This is a genomic window from Brevundimonas sp. (genome assembly GCF_041688735.1).
GTDB lineage: Bacteria > Pseudomonadota > Alphaproteobacteria > Caulobacterales > Caulobacteraceae > Brevundimonas.
On the sequence record NZ_JBDNHO010000076.1, the window covers coordinates 24864 to 38897 of the forward strand.

At 68.2% G+C, this 14034-nt stretch carries 17 protein-coding genes, 1 tRNA gene and 1 pseudogene; 6 read left to right on the forward strand and 13 right to left on the reverse strand.

The features are described from left to right. Positions 1-17 precede the first annotated feature (17 nt). From ACESMO_RS08105 to ACESMO_RS08120, 4 genes are read right to left on the reverse strand one after another with little or no spacing between them, the layout of a single operon-like run. Positions 18-779, reverse strand: a complete 762-nt coding sequence (locus ACESMO_RS08105; protein ID WP_372707653.1) for a lysophospholipid acyltransferase family protein — start codon at positions 777-779, stop codon at positions 18-20. Position 780: 1 nt separating this feature from the next. After that, a complete protein-coding gene (locus ACESMO_RS08110; protein ID WP_372707654.1) occupies positions 781-1419 on the reverse strand; it encodes a YdcF family protein in 639 nt (212 codons plus the stop codon). 9 nt (positions 1420-1428) lie between these two features. Continuing rightward, entirely contained in the window at positions 1429-2310 is an 882-nt protein-coding gene (locus tag ACESMO_RS08115) for a cell division protein FtsX (protein ID WP_372707655.1), read from the reverse strand. Beyond that, positions 2307-3017, reverse strand: coding sequence for a cell division ATP-binding protein FtsE (locus ACESMO_RS08120; protein ID WP_372707656.1), 711 nt, complete (start codon positions 3015-3017; stop codon positions 2307-2309). The genes ACESMO_RS08115 and ACESMO_RS08120 overlap by 4 nt, the downstream gene beginning before the upstream one ends. Before the next feature lie 67 nt (positions 3018-3084). On the opposite strand from ACESMO_RS08120, the gene ACESMO_RS08125 reads away from it, so the two are divergent. After that, positions 3085-4032, forward strand: a complete 948-nt coding sequence (locus tag ACESMO_RS08125; RefSeq protein ID WP_372707657.1) for an MJ0042-type zinc finger domain-containing protein — start codon at positions 3085-3087, stop codon at positions 4030-4032. After that, positions 4025-4558, forward strand: a complete 534-nt coding sequence (locus ACESMO_RS08130; RefSeq protein ID WP_372707658.1) for a phosphoribosyltransferase — start codon at positions 4025-4027, stop codon at positions 4556-4558. Before ACESMO_RS08125 ends, ACESMO_RS08130 begins: the two co-directional genes overlap by 8 nt. A gap of 5 nt (positions 4559-4563) precedes the next feature. Here the strand turns inward: ACESMO_RS08130 and ACESMO_RS08135 are convergent, their stop codons facing one another. From ACESMO_RS08135 to argH, 4 genes are read right to left on the reverse strand one after another with little or no spacing between them, the layout of a single operon-like run. Further along, positions 4564-5064 (reverse strand): hypothetical protein, encoded by a 501-nt coding sequence (locus ACESMO_RS08135; RefSeq protein ID WP_372707659.1) that lies wholly within the window; start codon positions 5062-5064, stop codon positions 4564-4566. Continuing rightward, the gene (gene lysA, locus ACESMO_RS08140; protein WP_372707660.1) at positions 5061-6359 is read right to left on the reverse strand and encodes a diaminopimelate decarboxylase; all 1299 of its coding nucleotides are present in this window, start codon (positions 6357-6359) and stop codon (positions 5061-5063) included. Before lysA ends, ACESMO_RS08135 begins: the two co-directional genes overlap by 4 nt. Position 6360: 1 nt before the next feature. Continuing rightward, on the reverse strand, positions 6361-6603 hold the full coding sequence (locus ACESMO_RS08145) for a hypothetical protein (RefSeq protein ID WP_372707661.1): 243 nt from the start codon (positions 6601-6603) through the stop codon (positions 6361-6363). Positions 6604-6614: 11 nt separating this feature from the next. Then, positions 6615-7982 (reverse strand): argininosuccinate lyase, encoded by a 1368-nt coding sequence (gene argH / locus ACESMO_RS08150; RefSeq protein ID WP_372707669.1) that lies wholly within the window; start codon positions 7980-7982, stop codon positions 6615-6617. A gap of 61 nt (positions 7983-8043) precedes the next feature. Here argH and ACESMO_RS08155 point away from each other — a divergent pair, with 61 nt between their 5' ends. Continuing rightward, a complete protein-coding gene (locus ACESMO_RS08155; RefSeq protein ID WP_372707662.1) occupies positions 8044-8664 on the forward strand; it encodes a TlpA family protein disulfide reductase in 621 nt (206 codons plus the stop codon). A 1-nt stretch (position 8665) separates the two neighbouring features. Here ACESMO_RS08155 and ACESMO_RS08160 read toward each other — a convergent pair whose 3' ends face one another. Beyond that, positions 8666-8956: a hypothetical protein gene (locus ACESMO_RS08160; RefSeq protein ID WP_372707663.1), complete on the reverse strand. Its 291-nt coding sequence runs from the start codon at positions 8954-8956 to the stop codon at positions 8666-8668. A 127-nt stretch (positions 8957-9083) separates the two neighbouring features. Here ACESMO_RS08160 and ACESMO_RS08165 point away from each other — a divergent pair, with 127 nt between their 5' ends. Continuing rightward, complete coding sequence (locus tag ACESMO_RS08165; RefSeq protein ID WP_372707664.1) at positions 9084-9425, forward strand: hypothetical protein; 342 nt, start codon at positions 9084-9086, stop codon at positions 9423-9425. A 7-nt stretch (positions 9426-9432) separates the two neighbouring features. Here the strand turns inward: ACESMO_RS08165 and ACESMO_RS08170 are convergent. Then, positions 9433-9509 (reverse strand) — tRNA-Met (locus ACESMO_RS08170). 208 nt (positions 9510-9717) lie between these two features. Between ACESMO_RS08170 and ACESMO_RS08175 the strand changes: the two genes are divergently transcribed. Then, positions 9718-10938 carry a PQQ-dependent sugar dehydrogenase gene (locus ACESMO_RS08175; RefSeq protein WP_372707665.1) on the forward strand — a complete coding sequence of 407 codons (1221 nt, stop codon included), beginning with the start codon at positions 9718-9720 and terminating at the stop codon, positions 10936-10938. Here the strand turns inward: ACESMO_RS08175 and dapD are convergent, their stop codons facing one another. From dapD to argB, 3 genes are read right to left on the reverse strand one after another with little or no spacing between them, the layout of a single operon-like run. Further along, the gene (gene dapD, locus ACESMO_RS08180) at positions 10939-11811 is read right to left on the reverse strand and encodes a 2,3,4,5-tetrahydropyridine-2,6-dicarboxylate N-succinyltransferase (protein WP_372707666.1); all 873 of its coding nucleotides are present in this window, start codon (positions 11809-11811) and stop codon (positions 10939-10941) included. Continuing rightward, positions 11808-12485: a pyrimidine 5'-nucleotidase gene (locus ACESMO_RS08185; protein WP_372707667.1), complete on the reverse strand. Its 678-nt coding sequence runs from the start codon at positions 12483-12485 to the stop codon at positions 11808-11810. Before ACESMO_RS08185 ends, dapD begins: the two co-directional genes overlap by 4 nt. Next, positions 12482-13408, reverse strand: coding sequence for an acetylglutamate kinase (gene argB, locus ACESMO_RS08190; protein WP_372707668.1), 927 nt, complete (start codon positions 13406-13408; stop codon positions 12482-12484). Before argB ends, ACESMO_RS08185 begins: the two co-directional genes overlap by 4 nt. A gap of 437 nt (positions 13409-13845) precedes the next feature. Between argB and ACESMO_RS08195 the strand changes: the two are divergent. After that, a pseudogene (locus ACESMO_RS08195) lies at positions 13846-14034 on the forward strand (cell envelope biogenesis protein OmpA); the annotation flags it as partial.

Consider the following 14034-nt stretch of genomic DNA (forward strand, 5'->3'; position numbering starts at 1 on the left):
ATCCATCGCGGGGTGCGTCACGAAAGCACTGGGTCCCGGCCTTCGCCGGGAAGAGCGGAAAGGGGAACCGGCGGCGCTCGCAGCAACGCACCCGACGCCCCCTCCAGCCGCGCCTCCAGCACTTCCATGAACTCCGCCCGTTTCAGCCCCGCCGGGATGGCCGGCAGGAACTCGTAGACCACCGTCCCGGGATAGCGCCGGAAACCGTGCGCGGGCCAGTGGACGCCGGAGTTGGTGCCCATCAGCGTGCAGTCGGCGTCAAGGTCGCGGTAGAGGGCAGCGATGCCGGGTTTGTAGTCGGGCGGGGCACCGACCTTGGCGCGGGTGCCTTCGGGGAAGATCAGCATCTGGCGGCCCTCGGCGAAGCGCAGGCGCGCCTGTTTGACCATGTCCTTCAGCGCCTTGGCGTGGGCCGAACGGTCTACGGCGATCATCTTCGTCTTTACGGCGAACCAACCGAAGAAGGGCAGGGGCGCCAGCTCCTTCTTCATGATGAAACAATTGTCCGGCAGGACGGCGAAGGGGGCGATGACGTCCAGCATGCTCAGGTGCTTGCCCGCGATCAGGGCGGCCCCGACGGGCATGTGCTCCATGCCCCGGAACTCGACCTTGACCCCGGCGATCCAGCGCAAGCCAAACAGCACGAAGCGCGACCAGTTGCGGATCACCCACATGGCCTGGGGGTAGGGCATCAGCAGGGCCGGCGACAGGCCACCGGCGAACAGGGCCAAGGACAGATAGAGCCAGGCCACGAAGGCCAGTGACCGGAAGGTGGTCACGTCAGGCCGCCTTTTCGACCGGGAGGTCGAGGTCTTCGGCCGGAGCGGCGTTGCCCGGACCTCTGGCCTTGGCGACGCCGGCGCGGCCGAGGGCGGCGAGATATTTCATGTATTCCAGCGTCATGCGTCGCGCCGTGACGGCAGCTCTCCACCAGCGGGAATTGTCGAGCGACGGCGTCTCGACCGCATGGGGCGTCAGTTCGACGGCGGGTGCCGCGGCGCGGATCTCGGTCAGGGCGCGGGCCATGTGGTAGTCCGAAGTCACCACGATCAGGCTGTCATAGCCCTTGGCGTCGGCCCAGGCGGCGATCTCCTGGGCGTTGCCAATGGTGTCTTCGGCCTCGAAGCCCAGATCGACGCAGCAGTTGAACAGACGGTTGGAGCCGGGCGTAAGGGCGCGCAGCTCCTGACGGCGGACCTCGCGATTGACGCCCGAGATCAGCAACCGCTGGCCCTTGTCCTGCTCCAGCAGGCGGATGGCGGCGTTGACGCGTTCGGCCGAAGGTCCGGTCAAAGCGACGATGGCGTCGGCGCGCGCGGGCTCCGGCGCGGGCGTGAAGCCCCGCACACGGTCCGCGAAGGCGAACAGGCCGATCGCCCAGATCAGGGTGATGACGCCTATGAAGGTCAAAAACTTCACGCGCTCAGCCTAGCTGCGCCCCTTCAATCGCGCCAGCGCGGTCATGCGCGCGGCGACAAGCGCCACCGTAGCGGCCAGCAGCGGACATGGCGAGAGGATCAGGACGTCGGTCCAGCCGACCGGCAGGGCCGGCGTCACGCCGTCCGCACCACCCAGTAATCGCAGGCCTGCGACCAGAGCCATGGCCGCTAGCGCGCCCGCTGCCCCGGCTCCGGCGGCCAGCAGGCCGTAGCGCATCTGGTAGAGGCCGGCGATGCGGCCGTCGCTCGCGCCATTGAGGCTGAGGGTCTCGATCACGGTCCTCTGCGCCGCCATGCCGGCTTGGGTCGCATAGGCCACGGCCGCGCCCGCCGCGCCAGCCGTCAGCAGGAAGGCGGCGACGGCCAGGGCGGTGATCAGCCCAGCCGATCGCTCGACCTCGCCCCGCCACAGGCTGTGGTCGTCGACCGAGCCGTCCACGCCCGCCTGCGCCAGCGCACGGCTGAGGCTGACCGCGCTGGCCGGGGCGTCGGCGTCCAGCCGGACGGTGACTAGGAAGGGCAGGGGCAGATCGGGCAGGACGGCGTCGCCGACCCAGGGCCGCAGCAGGGCCTCGGCCGTCTCGCGATCCATGGCAAGAGCTTCCTCGACGCCCGTGACGCCCGCCAGCGTCTCGGCGGCGCGGGCGGCGGCCTCGGCTCCGGTCTCGCCGACGCGGGGTCGGACCTGGACCGTGGCCTCGGTGCGTAGCTGTCGCGCCCAGCCGTGGGCGGCGCGGTCCGCCGCCAGCGCGCCGACCGCCGACAGGCAGGCGAGGAAGCACAGCACGGCGATCACCGCCGCCAGCCATGGCTCTCCGCCCGCGTCGCGCGGCAGGATGGGTGTCGGGCGATCCTTCCAGCGGCCGATCATGCCTCGCCTCCCCGGACGCGACCGCGCTCCAGCCGCAACACCTTGGCCCCGGATCGTTCGGCCAGAGCCTCATCGTGACTGGCGATCAACACCGTGGTGCCTAGCCGGTTCATGGCCTGGAACAGTTTCAGCAGCCGCTCTCCCATGGCGTCGTCCACGCTGCCGGTCGGTTCGTCGGCCAGAATCAGGTCGGGGCCGGAGACCACGGCGCGGGCGATGGCCAGCCGCTGCTTCTCCCCGCCCGACAGCGACGGCGGCCGGGCATTGATCCGCTCGCCCAGTCCGACCCAGTCCAGCATCTCTCGCACGTCGTCGGCATAGGCCTCGCGACGGACGCCCGAGAGGCGCAGCGGCAGGGCGACGTTGTCGAAGGCCGACAGGTGGTCCAGCAGGCGGAAGTCCTGAAACACGACGCCCATCCGGCGGCGAAAGCCCGGCAGGCTGGACCGGCGCGCGAACCCGGCGTCCAGGCCGAACAGTTCGAGGCGTCCGGCCGTCGGCCGCTCGGCCAGGGTCAGCAGTTTCAGCAGGGTCGATTTTCCCGCGCCGGACGGGCCGGTAAGGAAGTGGAAAGAGCCGACTGGCAAAGTGAGGTTAACGTCCCGAAGCACGCCGGGCGCGTCCGCATAGCCAAACCCCACGCCAGACAGGCGTACGGTGTCGGTCGTGGAGGCGGATTCGGTGGTGCGACGGGGCTGAACGGACATCTATTTTGGGTCAGGACGCGGCCGGGGCCGCGACGGGAGGGGGCGAAGAGCCTCGCAGTCAGCCGCCATGATACTGACCTGCCCGTCCTGTGCCACCAGCTATTTCACACCCGACGAGGCGATCGGAGCAAGCGGGCGCGCCGTGCGCTGCAAAGCCTGCCGGCACACCTGGCGCGCGTCGCTGGACGAGCCGCTGGAACTGTCGGCTTCGCCTCCCGCCGTCGAGGCGACGAGCTTTGGCAAGCGCGACGAGCCGGTTTCCGAATCACTGGCGGAGATGCCCGCCCCCGAGCTGCCCCGCGCCTTCCGCGCCCGTGCTGAGCAGCAGCGCCGCCTGCGGCGCGCGGCGACGCACGGGGCGGTATGGGCCAGCATCGCCTCGGGCTTCGCGGCCTTGATCGGGGCGGCCTGGCTGTATCGCGTCGAGGTGGTCGAAATGGTCCCCCGCGCCGCCGCTGCCTATGCGGCCGTGGGGCTGACGGTCAATCCAACGGGGCTTGAGTTCGAATCCGTCACCGCCCGCGCCGCGCCGGACGATCCCGGCAAGGTGCTGATCTCCGGCAACCTCCGGAACGTCCGCGAGAACGAACGCATCGCTCCGCCGGTGCGCGTCGCCCTGCTGGACGCCGATGGGGTCGAGATCGGCCACGCCGTGGTCCGCATCGACGCCGCCCCGGTCCTGCCTGGCAGGGTCCAGGCCTTCGCGGCCGTCATCCCGGACCCGGGCGCGAGGGGACAGCTCATCGGCGTCAACTTCGTGCTGGATGTGGTGGTCCCGCCCCGTGCACCCGCAAAGGCCGCCCCTCACGCCGACACGGCGCGCGGTCCAACTCCCGTCGCACCCGCACCGACGGGCCACGCCATGACCGCCGAAGAGGCCAGCGGACTGCGTCCCGCCCTGGAGCCCGGCCCGTCCGGGCCGCTGGACATGCAGCCGATCGACGCGGTGCCGGTGACGACCGGCCACCCTATCGACTCGCACGGCTCCGAGGCGGTATCCGCCTCGCATGGCTGACAATCCCCAGACGCCCACCGTCCTGCTGCCGGAAGCCGAGGTCCAGCGCATCGTCGCCGACCTTGCCGCGCGCATCGCTCCGGTCATCGACGACGACACGGTCGCGGCGGTCCTGCTGACCGGCGGCCTGTGGTTCGCCGCCGACCTGACCCGCGCCCTGTCGCGCCTCGGGCGCAACGTCCGCTTCGACGCCCTGTGGCTGGCTTCTTACGGCGACGAGAAGGAAAGCCGGGGTCGGATCGACGTCTACGCCGGTTTCCAGAGGCCCATCGCCGGTCGCCGCGTGCTGATCATCGACGACGTGTTCGACACCGGCCTGTCGCTGGCCGAGGCTGTGCGGATCGCGACGGAAGCCGGAGCGTCCGAAGTCCTTACGGTCGTCTTCGCCAAAAAGCCTTGGCCCCTGCCCCGCGTGCCTGAGCCCGACTTCGTCGGCTGGGACGCCCCGAACCGCTTCCTGGTCGGCTACGGACTGGATCACGCGGGAACATTGCGCGGCCTGCCGGACATCTGCGCGCTGGATTGAACCGTTCAGATTCCGGACCGGTCGCGACCTTTGCGCATGCTGGGATACATGGCGTCGTAAAAGGCATCGACAGGGTTATTGGGCGCTGCGGCTTTGTAAGCGGCGGAAATCTCTGCGAAATTGTGAGGCCTCACGGCATCAGGAATCAAGTCTACCAACATTGAATCCACCAGCGCGCGGCGAACGCCGCTGCTTCCTAGCGCCATAGTTCGCCCCTCGGTCCAATAAAGAGCGTAGCGCCGGATAGCCTCGGTATTACGCCCATAGAGCAAGGGTATGGCCTCCGCCCTTCGATCAAAATCACTCGCGTTCATCTCCAAGCTTGAAAGCTCCAAGATCAGCGCGTGTCGGGCTTGGATAAGAGTCGTTTCGGTTACTGCCTGAGCGTGGGCTTCGCGGGTAAGCCTAGCTCCAACTATGACTCCGTGGCGCGCTGCAAGATAAGCACCCACGATGCCCAAGACGGCTGCGATCAGCGGAGCCCACCAAGCACTGTCGGGGATCATATTTCAGCTCCTGAACCGGGATGGAGCCAGTCCGCCCTTGGCTCCCGTGCCCACATCTCATCATACGTCGGCCGCGCCCGGACCACCGCCCAGCGGTCGCCGTCGACCAGCACCTCGGCGACCAGCGGGCGGGAGTTGTATTCGCTGGCCAGCACCGCACCATAAGCCCCCGCCCCCATGAAGGTGACGAGGTCGCTGGCCTGCATGGGCGGCAGCATCCGGTCGCGGGCGAAGATGTCGGTGGATTCGCAGATCGGACCGACGAGGTCGTACAGGCGGGGCTCGCCCTCGCGCGGACGCACCGGGACCAGATCGTGGAAGGCGTCGTACAGGGCCGGGCGCATCAGGTCGTTCATGCCCGCGTCCAGCACCAGGAAGCGTCGCCCGTCGCCGCGCTCGTTGACCTGGATGACCCGGCTCAGCAGCACCCCGGCGTTGGCTGCCAGCAGGCGGCCGGGCTCGAACGCCGCCTCAACCTTTAGCCCGTCCAGCACCCGCGATGCCATGGCGACGTAAGCCTCAATCGACGGTAGGTCCGTCCGACTGTGATAGGGCACCCCCAGGCCGCCGCCGAGGTCGAGCCGGGTCACCGCATGCCCCTCGGCCCGCAGGCGTTCCGTCATCTGGCGCAGGGTTCGGAAGGCCGCCTCCAGCGGCTCCAGCGTGGTGATCTGGCTGCCGATGTGACAGGCCAGACCCACGGGCGTCACATGCGGCGAGGCTGAGGCGCGGGCGTAGAGGGCCATCGCCTCCTCGACCGGGACGCCGAACTTGTCGCCCTCGCCGCCGGTCGTGATCCGGGCGTGGCCGCCGGCGCCGATCTTGGGATTGACCCGGACGGCGATCTCCGGCGTCGCGCCGAGACCCGCCGCCACTGCAACCAGCCGGTCAAGCTCCGCGCTGCTCTCGACGTTGATCTGACGCACCCCGGCATTGACGGCGAAGGTCAGTTCCGCGTCGGTCTTGCCGACGCCCGAGAAGATGATCCGGTCAGCCGGAACGCCCGCCGCCAGCGCCCGCCGGATTTCGCCCTCCGACACCGTGTCGGCCCCGCAGCCCAGCCGCGCCAGAGTGGCTAACACCGACAGGTTGGCGTTGGCCTTCACCGCGAAGGCAATCAGGGCGTCCCCCAAGGCATCCCGATTCGCGTCCACGGCGTCGCGCAGCAGGCCGTAGTGACGGGTCAGGGTGGCGGTGGAATAGACGTAGGTCGGCGTGCCCACCGCTTCGGCCAGAGCCGTCAACGGCACGTCCTCGGCGTGGAGCGCGCCGTCGATCTCGACGAAATGGTGCAAGTCAGCGCGGGCCCGGGTTGGCGCCCGAGCCGCTGTAGGCGCTGGTGTTCGGACCGCCGTCGATGGGCTGGGCGCTGGGCGGGCGATAGATGGTCGCCGGCTCGGGCAGGCTGGGGCCTGTCGAGCCGCGCATGCTGCGTTCCGTCTTCTTCGCCGGCGGCGCGTCCAGATCGGCCATGCGGCCGCAGCCCGAGGTGGCGACCGCGAACAGGGCGAAGACGCCCGTCAGAACCAGCTTGTTCATCCCAATCCCTTTCACGCGAGACGCGTCTTCCATTCGGCGATTCTGGCCCGGACCTGATCCGGGGCCGTCCCCCCGTAGCTCTGGCGACTGGCACATGAAGCCTCGGGCGACAGCACCTTATACACCCCTTCCGTGACGCCGGGGTGCAGCGCCTGCAATTCTTCAAGCGGCATTTCGGAAAGGCCGACGCCGAGCGCTTCGGCGCGTTTTACCGCTGCGCCCGTGACGTGGTGCGCTTGACGGAACGGCAGATTCAGCTCGCGGACCAGCCAGTCGGCCAGATCGGTCGCCGTCGAGAAGCTGCCGCCCGCCGACTGCCGCATCCGCGTGAGGTTCGGCTGCAAGGCCGCTACCATCGCCGTCATGGCACCCAGCGCCAGGGTCAGGGCGTCGAAGGCCTCGAACACCGGCGGCTTGTCCTCCTGCATGTCCTTGGAATAGGCCAGCGGCAGGCCTTTCATCACCGTCGACAGGGCGACCAGTGAGCCCATGATGCGGCCGGTCTTGGCCCGCACAAGTTCGGCGGCGTCGGGGTTGCGCTTCTGTGGCATGATCGAAGAGCCGGTGGTCAGGTCGTCGGGCAGGCTGGCGAAACCGAACATCGGCGTCATCCAGACCACGATCTCCTCGGCCAGACGCGACAGATGGCCGGCGCAGATCGACGCGGCCGCGAGGCTCTCCAGCGCGAAGTCGCGGTCCGAGACGGCGTCCAGCGAATTGGCCATGGGCCGGTCGAAGCCCAAGGCCTTCGCCGTCATGTGGCGGTCGATGGGGAAGGGCGACCCGGCCAGGGCGGCGGCGCCCAGCGGACTCTCGTTCATCCGGGCGCGGGCGTCGGTGAAGCGCGAGGCGTCGCGGCCGAACATCTCGACATAGGCCATCAGATGGTGGCCCAGGGTCACCGGCTGGGCCGTCTGCAGATGGGTGAAGCCCGGCATCAGGTCTCCGGCATGCTGTTCGGCGCGGACCAGCAAAGCTGACTGAAGCCCCTTCAACTGCGCGACGGCGGCGTCGCAGGCGTCACGCGTCCACAGGCGAAAGTCTGTCGCCACCTGGTCGTTGCGGCTGCGGGCGGTGTGCAGCCGTCCCGACGGTTCGCCGATCAGCTCGGCCAGCCGCGCCTCGACATTCATGTGAATGTCCTCGAAGGCGTCGCGGAAGGGAAAGGTCCCGTCGCGGATCTCGCCGTCGATGGCGTCCAGCCCGCCGAGGATGGCGTCGGCGTCCGCCTGCGTCACTATCCCCTGCGCCGCCAGCATGCGGCAATGGGCGCGCGATCCGGCCAGGTCCTGGGCCCAAAGGCGGCGGTCCACACCGATGGAGACGTTGATCGCCTGCATGATGTCGGCGGGTCGCGACGAGAATCGTCCACCCCACATGTCTTGACCTTTGGCGGTCGCGTCGGCTTTGGTTTCGGCGTTGGGTAGCATTGGGTCGGACATGAAGGTCTCGGAGGCCATTTTTGGCGCGGTTGCCGGGGTGCTGTTGATCGGCGTGATCGGCGGCGCGGCGCTGCTATACGCCAAACCCGGGCTGATCGACAAAGCCGCAACGCCGGCCGTGGCCGAGAAGAGCGAACTGGCCCGGTTCGCCAAGGGGTCCATCGCCGCGCTTGAGACGCCGGCCGTGCTTGAGCCGGCGCCCGAATATGTCTTCAAGACACGGGACGGAGCCGACGCCCGGCTGGCCGATTTTCGGGGCAAGGTCGTCGTTCTGAACGTCTGGGCCATGTGGTGCGCCCCCTGTCGGACCGAAATGCCGACCCTGGCGACCTTGGCGGAGAGCTACGCTGGAAAGGATCTGGTCGTCCTGCCGGTCAACGTCGACAATGACGCAAACGCCATTGCCGACGCGCGCAGCTTCATCGATGTACACGAACCCCTGCCGCTCTACACCGACCCCAAATTTCAGCTGCCGTTCGAACTGCCGGGCAAGGGCAAGATGCCCCAGACGGTGCTGATCGACCGCCAGGGCCGCATTCGCGCCTATTTCGCCGGCGAAGCCGACTGGGCCAGCGTGGAGGCGAGGGCGCTGATCGACGCCCTGCTGGACGAAGCCTGACCTATTGCCGCTTGTCGGTAGCGGGATCGACCGCGCCGTCGCGGCCTTGGGCGGCGGCTTCGGCCTGGTTCTCTTCCAATTCGTCGGCCAGTTTCCCGGCACCCTCTTCGACGGCTTGGGCCGTCTTCATGGCGCCGGCTTCGATCACCTCCCCGGCCTCGGCCGCGACGTCACCGGCGCGCTCGCCGGCGACCTCGGCATTTGCTCCCGCTTCGTCTTGCTCGGCCTGGGTGCAGGCGGCGGCACCCAGCGTAAGCGCGGCGAGGGCTGCGACGGCGATATGGGTGCGCATGGCATGCCCCTTCAATGATTGAACCTGCACCGCAAACGCGCCCCCCTCCGGGTGGTTGCCTGCCGCCGTGCGGTGCCGTCGAAAGAGTATTACAGTCAGTGCGGCCCACCTTCCGGAGCCGTCATTAATGCAACGGCCCATTCTTGCTCTCGCCCTCGCCGTGCCGCTCCTGATGCTACCGACTCTCGTGACGGCGCAGGTCGCGGGGCAGCTGATCAATCGCATACCGGACATTACCGGGCGCATGACCTCCGATCAGCAGATGTCCCGCTTCGAGAACGAAGAGCAGCGCCGCCGCCTCTACCCGACCGTCGCGGAGGCCGAAGCCCAGCAGAGAGCCGAGCGTCTCAAGCTCGCGGGTCAAGTCGCTGTGCTGGTTGAACAGTACAAATGCGACGAGGCCCGCGCCATGGCCAAAGCGGCCGGCGATCGCCAGATGGGACTGCGGATCCGTGGAACCTGCCGATAAGGGGGATTGGTGGCTGGAGGCGGACTTGAACCGCCGACCTATGGGTTATGAATCCATTGCTCTAACCAGCTGAGCTACCCAGCCCCAATTGACGATCATGTCGCTCGAGTCCCGGCGGGAACTGGTCTGTCCGCCGGAAGAGGCGTGCCTATATAGGCGGGAGATGGCGGATTCAAGCCGCCTTCTCCTGCTGCCGTTCCGGGGCGATGCGTCACACGCGGGTGACGCCGGCGGCACAGAACGGCTAGGCTGAACGCATCTTTTGTTCGTCGTCCGATTGAAGGGGTTTTCCATGCGTCTGCTCGCCCTCGCGATATCCGTTTCCGCCGTCACCCTCGCCACCGCCTGTGGGGCCAACGAGCAGGACCAGGTCCGGCCCGGCGATCCGGTCGAGACCCGTCCCGCCGACGGCGCGAACCAGCAGCCCGCCTTCGCGGGCCAGACTCGCGCGCCGGCCGTGCGCACCGGGACAGCGCTGGTCCATTCGGTGGTCGCGTCCGGCCTTGAGGAGCCCTGGGGTCTCGCCCTTCTGCCCGACGGCCGCTGGCTGGTCACCGAACGGCCAGGGCGGCTGCGGATCATTACGGCCGACGGCGCGGTGGGGGAGCCGATCACGGGCCTGCCGGCAGTCGACCCGCGCGGTCAGGGCGGACTGCTGGACGTCGTGGTCGGCCCGACTTTCGGACAGGACCGGATGATTTACTGGAGCTACGCCGAGCCGAGAGAGGGCGGCAACGCCACCTCGGTCGCACGGGGTCGCCTGTCGGACGACGGCACCCGCGTAGAGGCTACGGAGGTCATTTTCCGGGCCACGCCGACCTATGATGGTGCCGCGCATTTCGGGTCTTCTTTGGCCTTTGATCCGGCCGGGCATCTGTTCATCACCCTGGGCGATCGCTCCGACAGCCCGATGAGGCCCCAGGCCCAGGACCTCGGCTCGCACATGGGCAAGACAATCCGCATCAACGCCGACGGCTCGGTCCCGTCCGACAATCCCTTCATCGGCCGCGCCGGCGCCCTGCCGGAGATCTGGTCGCTGGGCCACCGAAACGTCCAAGGGGTCGCCATCGCCGGTAACGGCGACGTCTGGACCGTCGAGCACGGCACGCGCGGCGGGGACGAGATCAACCTGGACCAGGCCGGAAAGAACTACGGCTGGCCCGATGTGACCTATGGCATCGAATACCGCGGCACCCCGATCAATGCCGGCCTGACTGCGGGTGAGGGCACCGAGCAGCCGACCTACTATTGGGACCCGTCGATCGCCCCGGGCGGCATGGCCCTCTATGACGGGGCCATGTTCCCCGGCTGGCGCGGCAATCTGCTGGTCGCCGCCTTGCGGGACAAACACATCGCCCGGCTGGTCCTTGAGGGCAATCGCGTCGTCGGTGAGGAGCGGCTGCTGACCGACCTGGGCGAACGCGTGCGAGACGTCGCCGTGGGACCTGACGGCGCGGTCTGGGTCATCACCGACGAGCCGAACGGCAAGCTGGTACGGCTGGCGGCCCGCTGATCAATCCCGCAGCAGCTCGTTCACCCCGGTCTTGGCCCGGGTCTGGGCGTCCACCCGCTTGACGATGACCGCGCAATACAGGCCAGGCCCGCCGTTCGGGTCGGGCAGGTTGCCCGGTACCACCACCGAATAGGCCGGTACTTCGCCGCGGAAGACCTCACCGGTCGCCCGGTCGACGATCTTGGTCGAGCCCGACAGATAGACGCCCATGGCCAGGACCGCGCCCTCGCGGACGATGACGCCTTCGGCCACCTCCGCCCGGGCGCCGATGAAACAGCCGTCCTCGATGATGGTCGGATTGGCCTGGAGCGGCTCCAGCACGCCGCCGATGCCGGCCCCGCCCGAGATGTGGACGTTCTTGCCGATCTGGGCGCAGGAGCCGACCGTGGCCCAGCCGTCGATCATCGCGCCTTCGTCGACATAGGCGCCGATGTTCACGAAGCTGGGCATCAGCACGACGTTGCGGCCGATGAAGGCCCCCCGGCGCACGATGGACCCCGGCACGGAGCGAAAGCCCGCAGCCTGATAGTCGGCGGCGGTCCAGTCGCCGAACTTGCCGGGAACCTTGTCCCACCAAGGGCCGACGCCGGGCGGCCCTGAAAACGAACCCGCGCTGGCCGGCCCAAGGTCGCCCGCGCGCATGATCTGGTTGTCATTCAGCCGGAAGGACAGCAGCACCGCCTTCTTCAGCCACTGATGCGTGGTCCAGACGCCGTCCCCGCCGCGCGAGGCGACGCGGGCCTGGCCAGAATCGAGCAGGTCCAGCGCCTGCTGGACGGCGTGGCGGACCTCGCCGTGGGTCTGGCTGGACAAGGCGGCCCGCTCTTCCCAAGCGGCCTCGATCACGGATTCCAGATGGGTCCGGTCCATCACGCGGCGTCCTTCAGCGAAAAGGGTGTCAGGAAATCCAGAAGCTCCGGCGAGACGTGATCGACCCAGGGTCCGATCTCATGGCCGTGCCCGTCGCCGATCAGGACCGTGCGCATGCCCAGCGCCTTGGCCGGCTCCAGATTGCGCGGCGTATCCTCGAAGAAGACGGCCCGGCGCGGGTCGATGTCGTGCTGGGCGAGAAAGCGCCGGTAAGTGGCCGGAGCTGGCTTGGGCACCAGATCCATATCCTCGATCGCATGGACACCGTCGAAATGGTCCGCGATGCCGATCCGCGTCAGCACACGTGTCGCGTGGTATCGGGCGCCGTTGGTAAGGACGTATTTCCGTCCGGGCAGGCCAGCCAGCACGTCCGCGAGCCGCGGATTGGGCTCCAGCCCGTCCAGCGGCACGTCATGGACATCGTGCAGGAATTGGGCGGGATCGACCGCGTAGTTCGCCATCAGGCCCGCCAGAGAGGTGCCGTATTCGGTCAGGAATTGGTTCTGCAGCATCTTGGCCTCGGCGGCGGGCAGGCCCACCGCGTCGACGATGAAGGCGTTGATCCTGGCCTGGACCAGACCCATCACGCCCTGTTCTCGCGGATACAGGGTGTCGTCCATGTCGAAGACCCAGGCCGTGACGTCGGACAGATCGCGCCTGGACGCGCCGCCCGTCATCCGGCCTGCACCAGAGTGCCGGCACCGTGCTCGGTGAACAGTTCGACCAGCATGGCGTGGGGACGGCGGCCGTCCAGAATGACCACGGCCTCGACTCCGTCGCGCACTGCGGCCATGGCCGTCTGCAGCTTGGGGATCATGCCGCCGGTGGCGACGCCGTCCTCGATCAGCTTCGACGCCTCGCCGACGGTCATCTGGCGGATGATCTGGCCGTCTGCCCCCTTTACGCCGGGCACGTCGGTCAGCAGCAGCATGCGCTTGGCGTTCAGCGATCCCGCCAGGGCGCCGGCGACGGTATCGGCGTTGACGTTGAAGGTCTGGCCGTCCTCGGCCACGCCGATGGGCGCGATGACGGGAACCCAGTCCGCGTCCGATTCCAGCAGCCGCACGATCAGCTTGGGGTCGACCCGGGTCGGCTCGCCGACATAACCCAGGTCGACCTCGTGCTCGATCATGCTGTCGGGGTCGCGCTTGGTGCGGCGCGTCCTCTCGACGGTCAGCAGGCCGGCATCCTTGCCCGACAGGCCGATGCCGCGCACGTCGGCTTCCTTGCCCGCCATGGTGATCCAGTGGGCGATTTCCTTGTTCACAGCGCCTGACAGGACCATTTCGGCCAACTGCATGGTGTCGGCGTCGGTGACCCGCAGCCCGTCGACGAAGGCTGACTTCACGCCCGCCCTGTCCAGCATGGCGCTGATCTGGGGGCCGCCGCCGTGCACGACGACGGGGTTGACGCCCATCAACTTCAGCAGGACTACGTCGGCGGCGAACTGCCGGGCCACGGCGCTCTCGCCCATGGCGTGGCCGCCGTATTTGATGACCACCGTCTTGCGGTCATAGATCTGGATGTAGGGAAGGGCCTCGGCGAGGGTCCTCGCCGTGTCCCAGCCGCGCTCTTCGGATTGGCGTTCTGTTTCATCCATCGTGAGCCGGTCCGTAAAGCCAAGGCCCGGCTCTGTCATCATGAAACCGGACGCCCGCCCTTCCGTTAGCCCCTTATGAAAGAGCATGAGATCGATGACCGCGCCCTGACGCCTTCCGATCCGCTGGACCCGGCGGGACTTCAGACGCTTGATCCGACCCTGTGCCCAGAGTGCCAAGGCGTCGGCGCGACCGTTTCAGGCGAGACCTGCCCCGTTTGCGAAGGCGTCGGAACAGCGACCGGCCGCACGGGCGTGCGGATAGAGTGGGTGGCGCCGAATCCTCGCCACGCGTCTCGGCTGTATCTCTTCAGCCACGCTTTCAGGCCATCGGTTGTCGAGTCTCGACCTTGACAGGCTTGACTGTTATGACAGGTGCAGAGGCGGAAGTCATGCTCCGCCCGAAATGCATCATCACAGGCTGCGGAGGGCATCTACCCATGCGCGTTAAGACTTTCATTCTGGCCTCGACCGCCTTGGCCCTTTCGGCCGGCGCGGCCGCTGCCGAGCCCAACGGTTGGTACGGCGCGATCGACGCGGGCTACCACACCATCGACGATGTGGAGTTCACCTCGACCAGGACCGGTAGCCAGTTCGACTACCAGGTCGAGGACAGCTGGGCCGGCTTC

What these genes read in the sequence shown, in the direction of transcription:
- ACESMO_RS08155 (WP_372707662.1), top strand. Translation starts at nt 8,044, where the DNA reads ATGAAGGTCTCGGAGGCCATTTTTGGCGCGGTTGCCGGGGTGCTGTTG.
- ACESMO_RS08115 (WP_372707655.1), bottom strand. Translation starts at nt 2,310, where the DNA reads ATGATCGGCCGCTGGAAGGATCGCCCGACACCCATCCTGCCGCGCGAC.
- ACESMO_RS08165 (WP_372707664.1), top strand. Translation starts at nt 9,084, where the DNA reads ATGCAACGGCCCATTCTTGCTCTCGCCCTCGCCGTGCCGCTCCTGATG.
- ACESMO_RS08145 (WP_372707661.1), bottom strand. Translation starts at nt 6,603, where the DNA reads ATGAACAAGCTGGTTCTGACGGGCGTCTTCGCCCTGTTCGCGGTCGCC.
- ACESMO_RS08125 (WP_372707657.1), top strand. Translation starts at nt 3,085, where the DNA reads ATGATACTGACCTGCCCGTCCTGTGCCACCAGCTATTTCACACCCGAC.
- ACESMO_RS08130 (WP_372707658.1), top strand. Translation starts at nt 4,025, where the DNA reads ATGGCTGACAATCCCCAGACGCCCACCGTCCTGCTGCCGGAAGCCGAG.
- ACESMO_RS08135 (WP_372707659.1), bottom strand. Translation starts at nt 5,064, where the DNA reads ATGATCCCCGACAGTGCTTGGTGGGCTCCGCTGATCGCAGCCGTCTTG.
- argB (WP_372707668.1), bottom strand. Translation starts at nt 13,408, where the DNA reads ATGGATGAAACAGAACGCCAATCCGAAGAGCGCGGCTGGGACACGGCG.
- argH (WP_372707669.1), bottom strand. Translation starts at nt 7,982, where the DNA reads ATGTGGGGTGGACGATTCTCGTCGCGACCCGCCGACATCATGCAGGCG.
- ACESMO_RS08185 (WP_372707667.1), bottom strand. Translation starts at nt 12,485, where the DNA reads ATGACGGGCGGCGCGTCCAGGCGCGATCTGTCCGACGTCACGGCCTGG.
- ACESMO_RS08160 (WP_372707663.1), bottom strand. Translation starts at nt 8,956, where the DNA reads ATGCGCACCCATATCGCCGTCGCAGCCCTCGCCGCGCTTACGCTGGGT.
- ACESMO_RS08120 (WP_372707656.1), bottom strand. Translation starts at nt 3,017, where the DNA reads ATGTCCGTTCAGCCCCGTCGCACCACCGAATCCGCCTCCACGACCGAC.
- ACESMO_RS08175 (WP_372707665.1), top strand. Translation starts at nt 9,718, where the DNA reads ATGCGTCTGCTCGCCCTCGCGATATCCGTTTCCGCCGTCACCCTCGCC.